The 18,579-nt window shown below is 41.1% G+C and carries 14 protein-coding genes; 12 read left to right on the top strand and 2 right to left on the bottom strand.

The window, feature by feature from the left end; all coding sequences use genetic code 11:
• Positions 1-29: 29 nt before the first annotated feature.
• From ISP07_RS00070 to ISP07_RS00040, 7 genes are all read left to right on the top strand, one after another.
• Complete coding sequence (locus ISP07_RS00070; protein WP_420706808.1) at positions 30-1,904, top strand: alpha-amylase family glycosyl hydrolase; 1,875 nt, start codon at positions 30-32, stop codon at positions 1,902-1,904.
• Positions 1,897-3,381, top strand: a complete 1,485-nt coding sequence (locus ISP07_RS00065) for an MFS transporter (RefSeq protein ID WP_209326422.1) — start codon at positions 1,897-1,899, stop codon at positions 3,379-3,381. Before ISP07_RS00070 ends, ISP07_RS00065 begins: the two co-directional genes overlap by 8 nt.
• A 12-nt stretch (positions 3,382-3,393) precedes the next feature.
• The gene (locus tag ISP07_RS00060; RefSeq protein ID WP_209326421.1) at positions 3,394-5,793 is read left to right on the top strand and encodes a glucan 1,4-alpha-glucosidase; all 2,400 of its coding nucleotides are present in this window, start codon (positions 3,394-3,396) and stop codon (positions 5,791-5,793) included.
• 188 nt (positions 5,794-5,981) lie between these two features.
• Positions 5,982-6,386: a hypothetical protein gene (locus ISP07_RS00055; protein ID WP_209326420.1), complete on the top strand. Its 405-nt coding sequence runs from the start codon at positions 5,982-5,984 to the stop codon at positions 6,384-6,386.
• 39 nt (positions 6,387-6,425) lie between these two features.
• Positions 6,426-6,854 carry a hypothetical protein gene (locus ISP07_RS00050; RefSeq protein WP_324616074.1) on the top strand — a complete coding sequence of 143 codons (429 nt, stop codon included), beginning with the start codon at positions 6,426-6,428 and terminating at the stop codon, positions 6,852-6,854.
• Between the two features lie 69 nt (positions 6,855-6,923).
• Positions 6,924-7,505, top strand: a complete 582-nt coding sequence (locus ISP07_RS00045) for a DUF1287 domain-containing protein (RefSeq protein ID WP_209326419.1) — start codon at positions 6,924-6,926, stop codon at positions 7,503-7,505.
• A 102-nt stretch (positions 7,506-7,607) separates the two neighbouring features.
• The gene (locus ISP07_RS00040; RefSeq protein WP_209326418.1) at positions 7,608-8,528 is read left to right on the top strand and encodes a hypothetical protein; all 921 of its coding nucleotides are present in this window, start codon (positions 7,608-7,610) and stop codon (positions 8,526-8,528) included.
• 66 nt (positions 8,529-8,594) lie between these two features.
• Here ISP07_RS00040 and ISP07_RS00035 read toward each other — a convergent pair whose 3' ends face one another.
• Together ISP07_RS00035 and ISP07_RS00030 are read right to left on the bottom strand one after the other, a co-directional pair.
• Positions 8,595-10,781 carry an OsmC domain/YcaO domain-containing protein gene (locus tag ISP07_RS00035; protein ID WP_209326417.1) on the bottom strand — a complete coding sequence of 729 codons (2,187 nt, stop codon included), beginning with the start codon at positions 10,779-10,781 and terminating at the stop codon, positions 8,595-8,597.
• Positions 10,782-10,974: 193 nt separating this feature from the next.
• Complete coding sequence (locus ISP07_RS00030) at positions 10,975-11,994, bottom strand: LacI family DNA-binding transcriptional regulator (RefSeq protein WP_138600573.1); 1,020 nt, start codon at positions 11,992-11,994, stop codon at positions 10,975-10,977.
• Positions 11,995-12,409: 415 nt separating this feature from the next.
• Between ISP07_RS00030 and glk the strand changes: the two genes are divergently transcribed.
• The 5 genes from glk (at position 12,410) to gap (ending at position 18,403) form a co-directional block, all read left to right on the top strand.
• Entirely contained in the window at positions 12,410-13,408 is a 999-nt protein-coding gene (glk, locus tag ISP07_RS00025) for a glucokinase (protein WP_138600575.1), read from the top strand.
• Positions 13,409-13,430: 22 nt separating this feature from the next.
• Positions 13,431-14,444, top strand: coding sequence for a LacI family DNA-binding transcriptional regulator (locus ISP07_RS00020; protein ID WP_209326416.1), 1,014 nt, complete (start codon positions 13,431-13,433; stop codon positions 14,442-14,444).
• 430 nt (positions 14,445-14,874) lie between these two features.
• Positions 14,875-16,725: a phosphogluconate dehydratase gene (gene edd, locus ISP07_RS00015; protein ID WP_209326415.1), complete on the top strand. Its 1,851-nt coding sequence runs from the start codon at positions 14,875-14,877 to the stop codon at positions 16,723-16,725.
• A gap of 34 nt (positions 16,726-16,759) precedes the next feature.
• Positions 16,760-17,380: a bifunctional 4-hydroxy-2-oxoglutarate aldolase/2-dehydro-3-deoxy-phosphogluconate aldolase gene (locus ISP07_RS00010; protein WP_054551439.1), complete on the top strand. Its 621-nt coding sequence runs from the start codon at positions 16,760-16,762 to the stop codon at positions 17,378-17,380.
• A gap of 18 nt (positions 17,381-17,398) precedes the next feature.
• A complete protein-coding gene (gene gap / locus ISP07_RS00005; RefSeq protein ID WP_054551438.1) occupies positions 17,399-18,403 on the top strand; it encodes a type I glyceraldehyde-3-phosphate dehydrogenase in 1,005 nt (334 codons plus the stop codon).
• Positions 18,404-18,579: the final 176 nt, after the last annotated feature.

The raw sequence follows: 18,579 nt of genomic DNA, 5'->3' as shown, positions 1-18,579 counted from the left end.
ACTGATATTTACAGAAAAATGAAGTAATGATGACAACATACAAACTAACTGCGTTAGTAGTGGCTTCGGTTTTAGGTTTAACTGCCTGTGGTAACGATGCGCCAGTACAGCAGAACACGCAAAAGCAGCAATCAGAATCTAGCCAAGCAGCTATCTCTAAGCCTGTGGTTTACCAAGTATTCACTCGATTATTTGGTAACACTAACACCACCAATAAACCGTGGGGCACATTAGAAGAAAATGGAGTAGGTAAATTTGCTGATTTTAATGATGCTGCATTACAAGGTATTAAAGAATTAGGTACAACACATGTTTGGTACACCGGTGTACCGCGTCATGCTTTAGTAACTGACTATACCGAATACGGTTTGTCACAAGATGATCCTGATGTTGTAAAAGGCCGTGCAGGCTCGCCTTATGCAGTGAAAGATTATTACGATGTTAATCCTGATTTAGCAATTAACCCTGAGCGCCGCTTAGAAGAGTTTGTCGAGCTAATCAATCGTACTCATAAGCACGGTATGAAAGTTGTTATTGATATTGTGCCAAACCACGTAGCGCGCAACTATGAGTCAGTCGCCAAGCCTGAAGGCGTAAAAGATTTTGGTGCTGAAGATGACACGACGAAAACCTATGCTCGCGATAATAACTTTTACTATGTAACAGGGCAGTCATTTCAAGTTCCTACCAGCGATAACTACCAAGTGTTAGGTGGTAACCCGCATCCTCTTGCTGATAATCAGTTTGCCGAAACCCCAGCAAAGTGGACGGGTAATGGGGCACGTGCCGCTAAACCTGACATCAATGATTGGTACGAAACCGTTAAAATTAATTATGGTGTGAAACCAGATGGTAGCTACGACTTCCCGACGCTACCGGATGATTACGCTGATAAAGATTACCGTGCGCACTACGCCTTTTGGCAAGATAAAGATCTACCAAATAGCTGGTATAAATTCCGCGATATCGCGCTTTACTGGTTAGATAAAGGTGTCGATGGCTTCCGTTATGATATGGCCGAGATGGTGCCTGTTGAGTTTTGGAGCTTTTTGAACTCATCAATCAAGATGCAAAAAAGCGATGCCTTTATTTTGGCTGAGGTATATAACCCAACGCTTTACCGCCCATATATCCAACAAGGTAAGATGGATTACCTTTACGACAAAGTCGGTTTTTACGACACGGTTAAAGCTGTGATGCAAGGCAAGCAATCAGCGGATACTATTTTCGATATCCAAAGCCAAGTGGCTGATATTGAAGAGCACATGCTGCACTTCTTAGAAAACCATGATGAGCAACGCATAGCTAGCCCAGATTTCGCTGGTAGTAGTGAAAAAGGTAAGCCAGCGATGGTGGTATCTACATTGATGTCGCGTTCGCCAACCTTACTTTATTTTGGTCAAGCTGTCGGTGAAGATGGCTCTGAGGACGGTGGCTTTGGTGACCCAACGCGTACCAGTATCTTTGATTATATGGGTGTACCTGAGCATCAAGCGTGGATGAATAATGGTAAATTCGACGGCGGTGCGCTTTCAAAGCAGCAAGCTGATCTTCGCACTTACTACACCAAGTTAATGTCGTTAAACACACTTCCTGCCATTGTTGGTGGTGACATGCAAGCGATTGAATTGACAGGCTCAGAGCAAGTCATTGCATTCACGCGAAAGCTAGGTCAACAACTGGTGCTTGTCGTAAGTAATTTTTCAGAAAACCCTCAAGATGTTGAACTAACACTTAACCAAACGTTGTTACCTAAGCTTAATCACAGTGGCTTAACGTTAATTGATAACCTAGAAAATCATACCGACATTGTGATTTCTGAGGCAGCTACGAATGCGCCAATTCAATTACAGCTGAATGGCTTAAGCAGTGCAGTATTTACCTTAAAGGCTGACTATGAATAAAAACAAACCAACGCTGAGCTTTTGGCAAATATGGAATATGTGTTTTGGATTCCTTGGTATCCAATTTGGCTTCGCATTACAAAACGGTAATGTAAGCCGTATTTTTCAAACTTTAGGTGCCAATGTTGATGATATTCCAATCCTTTGGGTTGCAGCACCATTAACAGGTCTAATTGTACAACCGATCATCGGTTACTGGAGCGATAAAACTTGGAATAAGTTAGGTCGTCGTCGTCCGTTCTTTTTCTATGGGGCTATTTTAACGACGTTATCGTTATTCATCATGCCTAACTCACCAAGCCTTTGGATTGCGGCGGGTATGTTATGGATCATGGATGCGTCAATTAACGTGACTATGGAGCCATTCCGCGCCCTTGTTAGTGATAACCTACCGAAAAAACAACGTGCAACTGGTTATGCGATGCAAAGCTTCTTCATTGGTGTTGGGGCGGTTGTTGCGTCTGCATTACCTTGGATGATGACTAACTGGTTCGATATTGCTAATACGGCACCTGCTGGGCAAATTCCAGATTCTGTAAAATTTTCGTTTTACTTTGGTGCAGTAGTTTTATTAGTTGCTGTGTTTTGGACTGTATTTACCACGAAAGAATATTCACCAGAAGAACTTGAAAGCTTTCATGAACAAGAGCAAAGCGATGACTTGAGTGATGTTCAAAGTGATGTAAACTTTAACAAAGGCGCTGCGATCTTTACGGTTCTTGGTCTAGCAGTACTTGGTATTGTAACGGGTCTATCACTTGAAAAAGAGCTTTATTTACTCGCTGGTGGTTTGATTAGCTTTGGTGTTATTCAATTTATTGCTGGTGCTTTAAAGGCTAAAAACGCAACCAGTGGTGGCTTTTATCAAGTTGTGAATGATGTATTCACTATGCCAGAAACGATGAAACAATTGGCTTGGGTACAATTTTTTAGCTGGTTCTCATTGTTTGCAATGTGGATTTACACCACGTCGGCAGTAACTAGCTTCCACTACGGCAGCAGTGATACAAGCTCTCTTGCCTACAATAACGGTGCGGATTGGGTTGGTGTATTATTTGCCGCTTACAATGGTTTTGCTGCCATTGCAGCACTGTGTATTCCGATTATCGTTAAAAAAGTAGGGCTAAAAATGGCCCATGCTCTCAACCTAGTGTTAGGTGCATTGGGTCTGGTCAGCTTCATTATTATCAAAGATCCAAGTTTACTGATCTGGCCAATGATTGGAGTAGGGTTTGCTTGGGCGTCAATTCTATCTTTACCATACGCAATGTTAAGTACCTCAGTACCAAGTAAGAAAATGGGTGTGTACATGGGTATCTTTAACTTCTTTATTGTTATTCCGCAGCTTTTAGCGGCAAGCGTATTAGGCCTAATTTTACGTCACTTTTTTGATAATCAACCGATTTATGCGTTAGTGCTAGGTGCAGTGTCATTTGTACTAGCAGCGGTCGCTGTACTGCGCGTTAAGCAACAATAATAAGGACACACCATGAAAAAATTTAATCTTATTACCGCAAGTCTTTTAGCGTTAGGTTTAACAGCTTGTAGTTCAGAACAATCAGTTAATACATCAGTTGAGCAGGTGTCTGCGCCAGGAGCTCCGGGTGTTGAACCTTTTTGGGCATACTCAGGTAAAACAGGTATTGGTACCTCATACGAGCAATACCAAGACGGCCACTATAGCGATGCAGCTGCTACCGGCAAAGTATCAAAAGTTTGGTTTTCAATCGCGAAAGGCATGATCACAGAAACCATGTTTGGTTTAATTCACCAAGCACAAATCAAAGATATGCAGTTTGTTATAGTTGGTAAAGACTTTACCGTTACAGAGAACGATGATCTTGATGTAAGCATTGATTATTTATACAAAGACGACGCTGGTCGCCCATTATCGCTTGCTTACAAAGTCGTTAGTAAAGATAAACAAGGTCGTTTCACTTTAGAAAAGCATATTTTTACAGATCCAAATGGCCAAACATTGTTTGTTCGTAGCGTATTTAATACAGACCTTGAAGGTGTAAAAGCCTACGTTAATGTAAACCCTTACATTGATAACAACGGCTTAGATGATTTTGCAAAAGTGACTGATAAGGGTCTAGTTGCTTGGCAAGATGATAGCTTTTTATCTTTACAAGCCGCTAAACCATTTAAGCAAGCAAGCGTTGGCTTTACGGGTGTAAGTGATGGCTTAAAAGAGTTAAAAACATCGCAATCACTCTCAACGACTTACCAAAATACTGGTGATAAGTCGGGTAATGTAAGCTTACTTGCAGAGCTTGGTGAAGTATCAAAAAACACCATCTTTGATTTAGCTTTAAGCTTTGGTAACTCTGAAGCTGCAAGCTTAAAAGAAGGCCAAGCAAGTTTAAACCAAGGCTACCAAAAAGTACTTGCTGCATATAACGGTGAAGGTGCTGCAATTGGTTGGCAAGACTACTTAGCAAGCCTTGAACCTTTGAGCACATTAACTAACAGCACCGCAGATAATGGTAAGTTGCTTTATACCAGCGCCATGGTGTTAAAAGCGCAAGAAGATAAAACTCATGCCGGTGCTTTAATTGCGTCACTGTCTAACCCTTGGGGTGAGACAGTATCAGCTAAAACAGGGTCTACCGGTTATAAAGCGGTTTGGGTACGTGATTTCTATCAAGTAGCAATGGCATTTATGGCCATGGGTGATACACGTACTGCTAAAACGGCGTTTGAATATTTAGAAAAAGTGCAAGTAACAGATAACACGCCAGGCAACGGTGGTGACACGGGTTGGTTCTTACAAAAGACTCACGTTGATGGTGAGCTTGAGTGGGTAGGTGTTCAGCTTGACCAAACAGCAATGCCAATTATGTTAGCGTGGAAACTACATCAAGCTGGCGTACTTAGCGATCAAGAGTTGACAGATTGGTATGGCAAAATGTTAAAACCAGCTGCTGATTTCTTAGTTGATGGTGGCCTTGCGAAAATTCTTTGGAACGACACGCAAATTACACCGCCAGCAACGCAACAAGAGCGTTGGGAAGAACAAAATGGTTTTTCTCCCTCAACAACAGCTGCGGTTGTTGCAGGCTTAGTCACGGCTGCTGATATTGCTAAAAAAGCAGGTGACACAAAAAATGCAGAGCGTTACCTAGCAACGGCTAAAACCTACAACAGTGAAATTGAAAGCACCATGTTTACGACTCAAGGTAACCTTAAGTCTGAAAATAGCGATGGTGAATATTTCATTCGTATTGGTCAAGATAAAGATCCAAACTCATCAACCACGCTTAATGCCAATAACGGTCGTGAAGGCTTTGATAAAAAGCAAATCCTTGATGGTGGTTTCTTAGAGCTTGTACGTTATGGTGTTCGTGATGCACTTGCGCCAAGCATTGTAAAAACATTACCAGAATACGATGACGAAACCTTAGTCGATAATCTGCAAGTGCGTTACACCTTTAATTTTGCTGATGGCTCAGGCTCATTCCCAGGCTTCCGTCGCTATGGTAACGATGGTTACGGTGAAGATGAAGTGACAGGTAACAACTATGCCGAAGGTGGTAACAACACCCCTGGTCAACGTGGTCGTGTATGGCCGTTTTTCACAGGTGAACGTGGTCACTATGAAATTGCTGCTGCAAACGCAACTAATAGCCTTGATGCGATGAAGCAACAAGCGATTAAAGACACCTATGTAAAAGGTATGGAAGCATTTGCCAATGAAGGCATGATGTTACCTGAGCAAGTTTGGGATGGCGTAGGTAACAATAAGGCAGGCTATCAGCTAGGTGAGGGGACAAACTCTGCCACACCACTTGCTTGGACTCATGCTGAATATATCAAGTTACTCCGCTCAGTGAGTGATAAACATGTATGGGATCATTACCTAGTGGTTGAAGATGCATTGAAGTAATTTAACTTAAAATATATGAACCGCCGACCTAAAAACTCGGCGGTTTTTTGTTCTGCACTTTTTTACAATTTAATTATGGTTTCCTTATAAAGGTACGATAAGATAACTTATCTTTAATTTAGTAAACAGTTGATATTACTATTTGGCGTAATTTATAGTTGATTAATTAATTCAGGGAAGGTGCAAACATGCTCAAGGTTTTATCTACTTTATTGAGTGTTAGCTTATTGTGTTCTTGTGCAATAAATACAAACGTGGGTGAGTATGTGCTTGGCGATATTGAAACTTCATTACGAGGCCACAATGTTGAAGTATTTACAGATCGCCAATTAGTGAACCAAAGAGCAACATTTCTTGGCCAAGTTTCGAGCTATTATTGCCAATTAGAAAGTGATATGCATTTACCACAAGCGGGTCCGTTTGATGATATTGATAGTTCTAGAAGTCAACTCCAAGACACTCTTAAAAGTAAAGTACAGCAAAGAGGTGGCAACGCGATTGTATATGGACAGTGTTATATCAGTGCTCATGCAGATACTGATTGCCAAAAAGCGCTGAGTTGTGAAGGGTTTGCGTACCAAGTTGAATATTAAAAATTTACTATTTCCATCTCGTTACTTAAGGTCTGGACTGTGGCTAATTATCCTAACGTTATCCTAGGTTTGATGTTACTTTTTCATGCTTCTATTACCAGTTGTGCTGAACTTAAACCCTTCACTACAGATGGTTGCAGCTCTTTTCCTGATGGAACGAGAGAACACAAAAACTTATGGTTAGCTTGCTGCACTGCCCATGATCTCGCTTATTGGCAAGGCGGTACTTTCAAGCAACGTGAGCAAGCTGATATAGATTTAAAAGAGTGTGTTGCACAAGTGGGTGAGCAAGAAATTGCGGTATTGATGCTTGCTGGTGTCAGAGTGGGTGGTACACCTTTTTTACCTACCAGCTTTCGCTGGGGTTATGGCTGGCCATACCCCAAGTTTTATAGTGAACTCACTGAGCAAGAGCGCTCACAAGTTGAAAACCGTTTAGCAGAATACGCTGATACTGAACAGCATTAATACTTAATAAAGAGAATGGGCAGAGAGCCAATTCGTGTTTTTTATAATTTTTCAAAATGGAGTTTGTAGATGATAAAAACAGCTGGGATGTTACTTTTATTATTTTCTCTTAATTCTCAAGCGGAAAGTTTTCAATCTAAACTTGTTGAGGCCGCCAAAGAGCGAACTGAACATTTTGTAGTTTATAACGGAAGTTATCGAAAAATAGACTATCCCAATGGTGATGTACCTAAGAATATAGGTGTATGTACCGACGTGGTTATACGTACTTACAGAGCTTTAGGAATTGATTTACAGGCTCTTGTACATGAGGATATGCGTGACAACTTTAGCTTATATCCTTCAAAGCGAATTTGGGGCTTAACCAAACCAGATACCAATATTGACCATCGCAGGGTACCTAACCTACAAGTGTTTTTTGAAAGACATGGTGAAAGTCAAGTTACTAGTAATACATCAGCTGATTATCAAGCAGGTGATATTGTGACTTGGATTTTACCTAATAATAGGCCCCATATAGGTATTGTTACAGATGAACTGTCGAAAGATAAATTAAGACCTCTGATTGTTCATAACATAGGCTGGGGGCCGAAAATGGAAGATATGCTATTCACTTACAAAATTACAGGGCATTACCGATATAAACCCTAACATTCACATTAGGCTTCAATTAGTTACCACTTTAATATACATTTAAGATATCGTTTGGACCTTAATTGGGTTTAGCTTAATTTTAACTTAAAAGGGATTTATATGAAAAATGTGAGTAAATGCATTGCCAGCTTTTTGTTGCTACTTCCGACGACTATTTTTGCTTCTCAAGAAGTTGTGATCGAAAAGTCAGATAAATTTACCGAACTGTCAAAAGACTTAAAGATAAGTGTTAGAACTGGCCCTACAAAAAATGCCAAAATTTATGACTTTTCGACCAAAAAAATAACCATCAACGATGAGCATAGTGCGCCTTTTCAACGTTACTATTTGCAAATTGCCACAGCAGATAAAGAATGGGCTAAGGAAATCATTACGTTTGATGATAAAACAAATATAATTGACTTAAATGCACTACTTTTTGGTCAATTGATAGACACTTCTGAACTGAAGAAATTAGACTCAGCGCATGCTTTTTCTTTATATAATCGCCTTGAAAGTGTTCTTTCTGAAGAATATGGCACATTTGAACAGGTTTACAATGATGGCCTTGCTGATTATTTAACTTATATGTCGATAGACGCTGGTTTTGAGAATTACATAGCAAGAACCGGGGGAGCGGGCGATAAACTCACAGAATCACTAAAAGAAATAAAGATGCCGCCTCTTGTTGAACACCAACAATTAATAAGTGAGTTTATTAAGGCTGTAAATCAAAAAGACAAAACATGGTTGTTGGCCCAGCAAAGACCTAATTCCTCACAGCGAGACTCGGGAATTTATGCGCGCGGTTTAAACGTGCTGTTTGAGTATTTTGATAGCATAGGTAATCCTACAAAGTTCAATATTACCCGAGAAACACATGGTCGCTCTTATGACCTTAATTCTAATACACACTTTATTGTTGAATTGCTTGAGCACAAAGGCCGACGAGAAAGAATAGAGATGGAGTTTATGTTTGTAGATACATATGGTGGCCGCTTTATTGCTGAATACGACATTACAGGTGTTCGTTTTCGTTAAGTAACGGTTTTAAGTAAAGCAGAAAAGCCGCAGGTTACGAAAACGTGCGGCTTTGATATTTTTTGGTTACAGCCCTGCTTTTTTAGCGCGGGCAGCGTGTAGCTTTTTGTAACTTTCGATTAAACGAAGGTGCCTGTCTAAACCCTCAAGCTTCATGCTGGTTTCTGTTAAACCATAGAACATTACATCGCCGTTAATTGAGCCAACGACTGCATCCATCGTTTCTTGACCAAACATACGGGTGAAGCTATGAATGTAATCTTCAATCTCTAGGTCATCGCTGAGTGCTACTTCTAACGTTGCGTGCATTGCTTGGTAGAATAGGCCGCGTTCAACAATGGTATTGTCGTTATACTGCAAGAATGCTTCAACAAGCTCCATTGCTGCTTCTAAATCACCAAGTGCTAAGTAAATAAGTAGCTTCAGCTCAAGAATCGTTAACTGACCCCATACTGTGTTTTCATCAAACTCAATACCGATTAAGGTGATGATATCTATGTAGTTATCAAGTTCACTTTGTTCTAAGCGCTCAACTAAATCAGCAAGTTGATCTTCTGATAAACGATGCAGGTTTAGGATATCTTCGCGGAAATTAAGTGCTTTATTGGTATTATCCCAAATCAAGTCTTCCACTGGATACACTTCTGAGTAATCAGGCACTAAAATGCGGCATGCGGTACCAAGATCTGAGAACTCAGCAATGTAAGCTTCTTTACCTAAGCTTTCTAAAATACCGAATAAGCTCGCTGTTTCTTCATCATTGCTACCAGAGAAATCCCACTCTACAAAATCATAGTCGTGTTTAGCGCTGAAGAAACGCCATGAAATCACGCCCGTTGAATCAATAAAGTGCTCTACAAAGTTTTCCGGTTCAGAAACAGCCATACTATTGAACGTCGGCTTAGGTACATCGTTTAAGCCTTCAAAGCTTCTGCCTTGTAATAACTCAGTTAAGCTGCGCTCTAACGCAACCTCAAAGCTTGGGTGCGCGCCAAAAGAAGCAAATACACCGCCCGTTTTAGGATTCATAAGTGTTACGCACATCACAGGGAACTGACCACCTAGCGAGGCATCTTTTACTACAACAGGGAAACCTTGTTCTTCAAGACCATTAATACCCGCAACAATCCCCGGGTATTTATTTAAAACGTCCTCTGGTACGTCTGGTAAAACAATTTCTTGCTCAATGATCTGACGTTTAACGGCACGCTCGAAAATTTCAGATAAACATTGTACTTTTGCTTCAGCAAAATTGTTACCTGCGCTCATACCATTACTTAAGAATAAGTTTTCGATTAGGTTTGAAGGGAAGTAAACAGTTTCACCGTCAGAGTGGCGTACATAAGGAATCGAACAAATGCCACGTTCTTTATTACCAGAGTTGGTATCTATTAGGTGTGAGCCACACAGCTCACCATCTGGATTATAAATTTCACGGGTATAGTCATCTAAAATGCCCTCAGGTAAAGAGTCATCGTCAGTCAGCGCAAACCACTTTTCATTTGGGTAATGAACAAACGCGCTATTAGCAATGTCTTCACCTAAGAATTGATCGTTATAGAAGAAGTTACAGTTTAAGCGCTCAATAAATTCGCCTAAAGCTGAGCATAGTGCGCTTTCTTTCGTTGCACCTTTACCATTGGTAAAACACATAGGCGAAGCTGCATCACGAATATGAAGTGACCATACATTTGGCACAATATTACGCCAAGAAGAAATTTCGATTTTCATCCCTAACTCTTCAAGGATGGCCGTCATATTTGCGATGGTTTCTTCAAGTGGTAAATCTTTACCTAAAATAAATGTGTTGCTGTCATCACCGGGTTTTGCCATCAACATTGCTTGCGCGTCGGCTTCGATGCTTTCAACAGTATCGATCTTAAATTCAGGGCCAGTTTGAATAACACGTTTAACTGTACAGCGCTCGACAGAGCGTAAAATACCTGTGCGATCTTTCTCTGAAAGGCTTTCTGGTAACTCAACCTGAATTTGGAAAATTTGGTTATAGCGGTCTTCTGGGTCAACGATATTGTTTTGCGCAACACGAATACCGTCAGTCGGGATATCACGTGAATTACAATACACTTTAATAAAGTAAGCCGCACACAATGCAGAAGATGCTAAGAAGTAATCGAATGGACTTGGTGCAGTGCCATCACCCTTATAGCGAATAGGTTGGTCTGCAATGACAGAGAAATCATCAAACTTGGCTTCAAGTCTGAGGTTGTCGAGAAAATTAACTTTAATTTCCATTAAAAAATTCCACCTTTGTGCGCGTTGTTATCTAAAGCATTGTTAGCCAGATAAGCATTTTCAACATAATAGGTGTAATTATCTGCTTTTTCGAAGTAATAGTCTTGGGTAAATCGAAAAAAAACTGATTTTAATGCAATAAGTGTCTGGTTAGGGAGGGAGTAGGCGATAACAAAGCTGTTATCGCTAAAAATTAAACACTTGAACCGCGAATAATTAACCGAGGTGGTAAAAGGGTATTCTCGACATCTTCACCACGAATAAGTTTGAGCAGGTTATCGACCAACATTTGTCCGGCGAGGGTGGTGTCTTGCTGAACAGTGGTAAGTGGTGGGTTTACAAAGCTGGCAACCGCAATATTATCAAAGCCAACAACGTGCACATCATCAGGAACCTTTATTTTTGCTTCTTTCAATGCGCGAATAGCACCAATCGCAATAAGGTCACTGGCAGCAAATAATGAGTTAAAACGAATGTTATTTGCTAAGAGTGAACGAGTCGCGTGATAGCCTGATTCTTCTGTTGAAATAGCATTTGCCATCTTACGTTCGTTTAAATTAACGCCCTTGGCTAGAAATGCATCTTTAAAGCCTTGGTAGCGAGCAAAAAATTCTGGACTATGCTCAGAAGCATCGCCGATAAATGCACAATCGGTTCTTCCTGTTGCGAGTAAATGTTCAGCCGCTAATTTACCACCGCCGTAGTTATCACAGCTCACAGTTAAATCTGGGCGGTTATCTACACTGGCACCCCAACAGACAAATTTAGTGTGCTGATCTATTAGGGTTTTAAATTTAGGTTGATAATCAAGGTAATCACCATAACCAAGCAGTATTAAGCCATCTGCACGATGGCTGTCTTCGTAATCGGCTTGCCAATCAGAGCTGCTTGACTGAAACGATACCAGTAAGTCGTAGCCTTCTTTTGCACAGGCTCTGGTTATACTACCTAGCATCGCCAAAAAGAAAGGGTTTATTTGTGATTCATCCGAAGTGGGATCTTCAAATAATAACAGGGCGAGGGTGCTACTTTGCTGTGTTCTTAAGTTACTGGCATTTTTATCAACTTTGTAGTTGAGCTGCTTGGCTACCTCATGAACACGTCGACGGGTTTCTTCGTTGACCAAAGGGCTATTTCGCAGCGCGCGAGACACGGTTGACTGCGACACACCCGCATAATGTGCAATGTCAAAAGATGTCGCCTTACCTTTCATATGGTTACCAAATAACAGAACTAGTAATTGCCATTTTCGGCTATTTAATATTTTTTTCAAGCTATTTGTGACAAGCAGCGAGAGTGTGGCTGTTCTGTACACAGTTAGGTATTTTTTATGTGTTTATAAATGCCTTTTCGATACTTAATACGCAGGTTTTCTCATTAAATACGTATGCATGCACAAATAATGAAAATTTTTATTGATCCAAATCTGACACCGGTGTCATAATGTCACTGTTTTATCATTTTGTTGTCAAAACGTATTTGGCTGCCCATTCATTTGGGCAGCATTTTTTTAATACAAAAGATAGCTTCTTTGAGGCAATGACCCAAAGTTTAGCAGACACAGTGGCTTTGCCATTGAAAACTAGAACAATAAGCGGCAACTAGCTTAGACAAATAGAGAAAACATCATGAACACACAGACAACCACAGAATTCGCTCCTATTCTTGTTGCCGATATCGGCGGCACTAACGCTCGTTTCGCTTTAATCACTGACTTTAATGCACAAACTAACCAGTTTGTTATCGAGCACAATTTAACTTTTCCAAGTGCAGATTTTGGCTCTTTAGAAAGTGCGATTAACCAGTACTTTAGTCAAATTTCGTTTCCAAAGCCAAGCCGTGCATGTTTAGCAGTAGCTGGCCCGATTAAAGCAGGTCAAGTTCATTTAACTAACCTTGGCTGGCACTTTAACGTTGCCGATTTAAAAGCTGAGTTTTCATTTGAGCAACTTGAAGTAATCAACGACTTTGCAGCATTTGCTTATGCGGCACCTTATTTAGATGATTCGCAAAATATGGCTGTTAAAGCAGGTCAGGCGGATGAAAATGCGAATATCGCAGTTATGGGGCCTGGTACAGGTTTTGGTGCTGCATGTTTAGTTCGCACATCACAAGGCAGTGCTGTTCTTAGCTGTGAAGCAGGGCACATTACCCTTGCAGCTGTCACAGACTTAGACCGTAGGCTGATTACTGAGCTTAAAAAGCAATTAAATCATGTTTCTGTGGAGACTGTGTTCTCAGGCCCTGGTATTGCTCATTTATATGGCGCTATGGCTGCGGTAAAAGGCGTTGAAGCGAAGAATTTAGATGCAGCACAAATTAGCGAGTTAGCAACCACTGGTCAATGCGAAGTCTGTGATGCAACACTCAATCAATTTTGTGATTGGATTGGTAGTGTAGCAGGGGACTTAGCCCTGACATTTGGTGCGTTAGGTGGCGTATTTATTGGTGGTGGTATTTTACCTCGTATGCAACAACGTTTATTATCTAGTCGATTTGTTGAACGTTTTGCAGACAAAGGCATTATGTCGCAATATACTTCACAGATCCCTGTTACGCTTGTAACACAAGACAACATTCCATTCATTGGTGCTGCTGCGTGTATACATGTTAAAAGTAACGCGTAATTAGCAGTTGGATGTAGAGCGGATGAAGAAAGTAACCATCAACAGTGTCGCCAGCTATGCCGGTGTATCGAAAAAAACAGTATCTCGCGTGCTTAACAATGAGCCAAACGTGAGTGATGCAACGCGCGAAAAAGTACTTAAAGTATTTAAAGAGCTCGATTACACGCCAAACCCAATCGCTAGAGGTTTAGCACAAAACCGTAGTTTTATTATTGGTTGCTTGTACGATAATCCGAGTAAAAGCTATATTACCCGGGTGCAAACTGGTGCCTTAGCGGCGTGCCATGAACTTAACTACAACTTATTGATCCATCCTTGCGAATTACGCGGTGATGAATTAATTAGTAACATTGAGCAACTAATTCAAACCTCTCGTTTAGACGGTATTGTACTGACCCCACCATTTTCAGATTTTCCTGAACTTGTAAGCTTTTTAAAGTCGAAAAAGATCCCGTATGCTCGTGTCGCCTCTGCGGTACTTGAAGACGACTCTATTTCGGTAAGAAGTAATGACGAACAAGGGGCTTTTGAAATAACAGAGCATCTTATTAAGCTGGGCCATAAAGAAATTTCCTTCATTAAAGGTCACCCTGATCACAGTGCCACAGAGCAGCGTTTTAAAGGTTATCGAAGAGCACTTGCGTCAAATGGTATTGAGTTTGATGAACGCTTAGTTGAAGAAGGTAACTTCAGTTATCACTCTGGTGTAGATAGTGCCCGTACTATTTTAGATTTAAACCCTCGCCCGACAGCAGTATTTGCCTCAAATGATTACATGGCAGCGGCGGTATTAAAGCTTGCTACGCAAATGCAGTTAAGAGTGCCTGATGATATCTCTATTGCAGGGTTTGATAACGCACCTATTGCTCGCCATATTTGGCCAGGGCTAACGACCATTGCACAACCAGTGGAAGAAATGACTCAGCAAGCAGTTAAGCAATTGATCACTCATATTGGTGACCCACAAGAGTCGCCTTATCAAGTAACCCTTGAAGCAAAACTCATTACTCGTGAGTCGACAGCAGCAATTAAATAAATTTCATCTTGTTTTTTCACAGCAGCCCGAGAATGAGTGACGCGTTCTCGGGCTTTTTTATTTCAGGCTAAAAATTTCATGAAAACGCTATAAGTTACTGTTTTTAATTAAAACAAACCTCAAAGCTTGTCTTGTCTATACACCTTTGATAGTGGTACTCCACATGAATTCTACTCATATTCTACTAAAATTATATTGTTCATTATTTGGTCATTTAAAAAAATTAAACTAAATTTAACAGATAAGGTTGACACCGGTGTCACAGTCATGAGTTAATACAGTGACACCGGTGTCAGGTTGGTTGTGAGAGACAGCCTGTCAGCGTACCTTTGAACGGGTAAATCAAAGTTGCTCAGTACAATTATTTTCGTGGAGTCTGTAATTGTTACTGAGCCTTTATCCTCTAACTATAGAGATGAGTCGAATTTATATGTTGCATCCTCGTATCCAAGAAGTCACCGAACGCGTTATCGAACGCAGTAAAGAGACCCGCCAAGCTTATTTAGAGCGAATCGCGCACGCAAAAAAACAAACAAGAGTTCGTGCAGGTTTAGGCTGTGGTAATATTGCACACGTTATGGCTGCTTGTAGCAGCGATGACAAAGCTCGCTTAAAAGCAGACGAGCAACCAAACCTAGCTATCATCAACGCTTATAACGACATGCTTTCTGCGCATGTTCCTTACAAAGATTATCCGGAAATCATTAAAAGCCTTGCCACTAAGTTCGATGCTACAGCACAAGTTGCTGGCGGCGTACCTGCTATGTGCGACGGTGTTACTCAAGGCCGTGATGGTATGGAACTATCATTGTTCTCACGTGATGTGATTGCAATGTCTACAGCGGTTTCTTTATCGCATGACGTGTTCGACGGTGTTTTCTGTTTAGGTGTGTGTGACAAGATTGTCCCTGGACTTCTAATTGGTGCCTTATCATTTGGTCATTTACCAACGTATTTCTTACCAGCAGGTCCAATGCAATCGGGTATCCCGAATAAAGAAAAAGCCCGTGTTCGTCAAAAATTTGCACAAGGCTTAGTAAGTCGCGAAGAGCTTTTAGAAGCAGAAAGCGCATCGTATCACAGTGCCGGTACGTGTACTTTCTACGGTACCGCAAACTCGAATCAAATGTTAATGGAAATCATGGGTCTACATTTACCAGGTAGCTCTTTCATTAACCCTTACACAGAACTTCGTGATGGTTTAACAGGTCATGCTGTCGAAACCATGTTAAAGCAGTTAATCGAAACAAAAGATGCTAACTGCCTTGCTGACGTAGTGAGTGAAAAAACAATTATTAATGGTTTAGTTGGCTTGTTATCAACAGGCGGCTCAACAAACCACGCAATCCACCTAGTAGCAATCGCGAAAGCAGCGGGTGTAATCCTTACTTGGAAAGACATGGCTGACTTATCAGAAGTTGTGCCACTTCTTACACGTATTTACCCGAACGGCTCAGCAGATGTAAACCACTTCCAAGCAGCCGGCGGTATGGGCTTTTTAATGAAGCAACTACTGAGCAAAGGTTACTTACATAACGACGTGAAAACGATTGTGGGTGATGGCTTAGAAGCATACACCACAGAGCCAATGCTAGATAAAGATTCATCAGTGATCATGACTAATAGCACTGGCCCAAGCAAAGTTAAATGGGTAGCGTGTCCTGAAAAGTCACATGATGAAGAAGTATTACGTCCGATTGATAACCCGTTTAGCAAGCAGGGTGGTTTACAGCTTCTTACAGGTAACCTTGGCAAAGCCGTTATCAAAGTATCTGCAGTGGCTGAATCTCACCAAGTTGTTTCTGCACCAGCTAAAGTATTTAGCTCACAAGGTGAGTTACAAGAAGCATATAGCCGTGGTGAGTTAAATACAGACTTTATTGCTGTAATTAAAGAGCAAGGTCCGAAGGCGAAAGGCATGCCTGAGCTTCACAAATTAACGCCAGTAATGGCAACACTACAAGACCAAGGCTACAAAGTGGCGATTGTGACAGACGGTCGTATGTCGGGTGCATCAGGTAAAGTTCCTGCTGCAATCCACTTAGCACCAGAAGCGGTTGAAGGTGGTGTAATCGCAAAAATTCACGTAGGTGATTTAGTGACGCTTGATGCACCAGCGGGTGTACTGAAAGTACACGTAAGCGATCAAGAATTAGCAAAACGTGAATTACAACTTAGCCAACCTAGCCAAACATACGGTACAGGCCGAGAGTTATTCGCAGGTTTCAGAAATATAGTAAGTAGTGCAGACCTTGGCGCAAGTGCCTTTGGTTTAGAATAATAATACGCCGTTACTGGGCTATGAGGAACAAACAATGAGCATTGAGAAAATTTTATCATCGGCACCTGTGGTACCGGTTGTTGTTATCGAAAAACTTGAAGATGCAGCACCCCTTGCACGTGCGCTTTATAACGGTGGCTTAAAAGCATTAGAAATTACTTTACGTACGCCGATTGCGGCAGAAGCTGTAAAGCTAATGAAAGAAGCCGTACCAGAAGCATACGTTGGCACAGGTACCGTGGTTGATAAAGCGACATTTAATGCATCTGTTGAAGCCGGTGCTGACTTCATGGTTAGCCCAGGTGTAAACGACGAATTATTAGCACTGGCTAAAGACACTGATATTCCATTTTTACCAGGTGCAGCAACACCAAGTGAAGTAATGAAATTAGCAAGCCATGGCTTTAAGTTCTTAAAGTTCTTCCCTGCAGAAGCAGCGGGTGGCACAGCAATGCTGAAATCAATTGGTGGTCCTTTACCACAAGTAACATTTTGCCCTACAGGCGGTATTAGCCTTGAAACAGCACCTAATTACCTGGCACTTAAAAATGTAATCTGTGTAGGTGGTACTTGGATGCTAGATAAACAACTTATTGAAAACAAAGACTGGCAAGCCATTGAAGCGCTTGCTCGCCAAGCAAGTGAAGTAAAATAATTAACGGGAGATATTAGAATGATTAATGTTGCAATTAATGGCTATGGACGTATCGGTCGTAACGTATTACGTGCCCTTTATGAGTCAGCTCAAAACAACGAAATCAAAATCGTTGCAATCAACGATTTAGCACCAGCAAATGTTAACGCGCATTTAACTCAATTTGACTCAGTACACGGTCAATTTTCTCAAAAAGTAACACTTGCTGAAAACACTATGCTAATTGGTAATGACGAAATTACCCTTACACAAGAGCGTGATCCTGCAAACTTACCTTGGAAAGCACTAAACGTAGATATCGTTTTAGAATGTACTGGTTTATTCACTTCACGTGACGCAGCGGCTAAACACATTGAAGCGGGTGCTAAAAAAGTTATTGTTTCTGCACCTGGTACTGACATGGATGCAACAGTTGTTCACGGTGTTAACAGCGAAGTATTAAACGCTGACAGCAACATCATTTCAAATGCATCATGTACAACAAACTGTTTAGCACCGATTGCAAAAGCAATCAACGACACAGTCGGTATCGAGCAAGGTAGCATGACAACGATTCATGCTTACACAAACGACCAAAACTTATCTGACGTTTATCACCCAGACTTATACCGTGCACGTAGTGCAACTCAGTCAATGATCCCAACGAAAACAGGTGCAGCTAAAGCTGTTGGTTTAGTACTTCCTGAACTTGCGGGTAAACTTGACGGCATGGCAGTACGTGTACCAACAATCAACGTTTCTTTAGTAGACTTAACGTTTGTTGCTAAGCGTGAAACAACTGCAGCAGAAATCAACGAAGTCGTTAAAGCAGCATCAGAAGGTGCAATGCAAGGTATTCTTGAGTATAACGAACTACCGCTTGTTTCTATCGACTTTAACCACAATCCTGCGTCTTCAATTTTCGATTCTACCCAAACTAAAGTAGATGGTAAGCTTGTTAAAGTGATGGCTTGGTACGACAACGAGTGGGGTTTCTCAAACCGCATGTTAGACCAAGTTAAAGCGCTAGGTCAGTTCTTATAATAGAACAGTAAAAGTTTAAGCTTTATCCAACAAAGCCACGTTTATCGTGGCTTTTTTGGTTTTAAAAAATACGCCTTAAATGTCAGCTTCATTGGTAATCCCCCCGAAAAATAACAGTCCTCAAAAGTAGAATTTTCTCGTAAATTAGACGAAGGAGATCTACATGAAAAAATCAA

The sequence above is a fragment of the Pseudoalteromonas sp. PA2MD11 genome (genome assembly GCF_017808125.1).
Classification (GTDB): domain Bacteria; phylum Pseudomonadota; class Gammaproteobacteria; order Enterobacterales; family Alteromonadaceae; genus Pseudoalteromonas; species Pseudoalteromonas simplex.
The sequence above is the reverse complement of the archived record's forward strand: the minus strand, read 5'-3'. Positions and strand labels throughout refer to the sequence as shown.